This is a genomic window from Cupriavidus sp. R6-3 (assembly GCF_059772245.1).
In genome coordinates, this window is record NZ_JCBAJO010000440.1 from 1 (window position 1) to 1,399 (window position 1,399).

A 1,399-nucleotide genomic window follows, 5' to 3' on the forward strand; every position below is an offset into this window, starting at 1 on the left:
CTGGGGCAAGCCGGGGCCTGATGCGCTGCCGGCCGGGGCCTGACGCGCGGCCCACACAAAGCCACAGGCGGCCCTGCAGGCGCGGCCGTGGCAGCAAGCCGCCGCTGCAAATCGAAAGAGAGCGTCCGGCGAGGCCAACACAATGGCGCCTCGCTCGAATGCGGGGTCCCTTGGCCCGCCGTCTGGCATTCGAGCCGATCGTCGCCGACGCCTGCCCTCCGAGTGCATCGTCCCTTCATCATGGTGGACCCCCACCGGGCACGGCAGCCACGCGTCGGCGTTGCCCTCTCCGAGGTCATACGCCATGCCAGATCCCATCGCTCCGTATTTCCCCGCCTGTACGATCCCTTCGGCATCGAACGAATCCGGCGCGCAGGCAACCGCCGATGCCCATGCCGATGCCAATGTCGGTCCCCCTGCCAACTCCCATGCCAGCGCCAATGCCGGTGTCGGTGCCAACGCCGATGCCGACGCCGATGCCGGGCCCGATGCGCAGACCAGCACCGGCTGGCATCGCCTGCCCGCGGAACTCGTCGCCCATGTCGGCAGCTTCCTGCCATGGCAGGCGCTCGATGCGCTGCGCCTGACCCACAAGCGCACGCATCAGGCGCTGGCATCGTGCACCGTGACGGCCCGCGTCGGCTGGCGCATCGCCTGCGTGTCGAGCCTGTCGACGCTCAGGTACACCGTGCGAGCGCTGCGCGACCCGCTGCTGTCCGATGCCAACCGGGCGAACGCGCTGTGTGCGCTGGCCGAACGCCTGCCGAGGCTGGATGGCGGCATGGTCGCGGCCGCACGCGATGTCCTGCTCGAAGGCATTGCGCGGCTGCCTGCCCCGCTGCGGGCACGGCCCGTGGTCGGCGTCATGCAGGGCCTGGCTCGTTGCGAGGAACTGGTTTGCCATCCACGCGGCGCCTTGCCGCTGTTGCTGGCGGTGGAGCACCTGCCGCCCGCGCAGCGCGCCGAGCCGCTGATCGCATGCCTGCGTATCGCCTCGCTGACGCAGGACGCGATGCCGGATGTCGACGAGTGGATCGATGAGGCGCTGCAGCTGCCCATGCCCGACCGCGGTGCCGTGCTGGCGCAGATACTGCGGCGTTTTCCGTTCGTCCGCGCAACGCGCGCCGACGAGCGCGTGCAGCAGTTCCTGCAGGCCCGTGCTCGACTGCAGACGCCCGACGGCGAGCCCTCATGGAGCGAGCAGGCTGCCGTGCTGGCCGGCCTCGCGGATACGCTCGACGTTCAGTGGGAAGCAGGTTATGTCCGGGACGAGCCGGCGGCGCATCGACTGTGGTGCGATCTGCTGGAGGCCGCGCGGGCCTTGCCCGCCGGTCCCGCGCTCGACGTGATGGTCGCCCTTGCCGGACCCGGGTCGCAGCGGCTCAGCGACAGCGCCGCG

At 70.9% G+C, this 1,399-nt stretch carries 1 protein-coding gene; it reads left to right on the forward strand.

What is annotated here, in order from left to right:
- Positions 1-304: 304 nt before the first annotated feature.
- The coding region (locus AC6EI8_RS26490) for a hypothetical protein (RefSeq protein ID WP_498383394.1) at positions 305-1,399 on the forward strand (1,095 nt) is incomplete at its 3' end.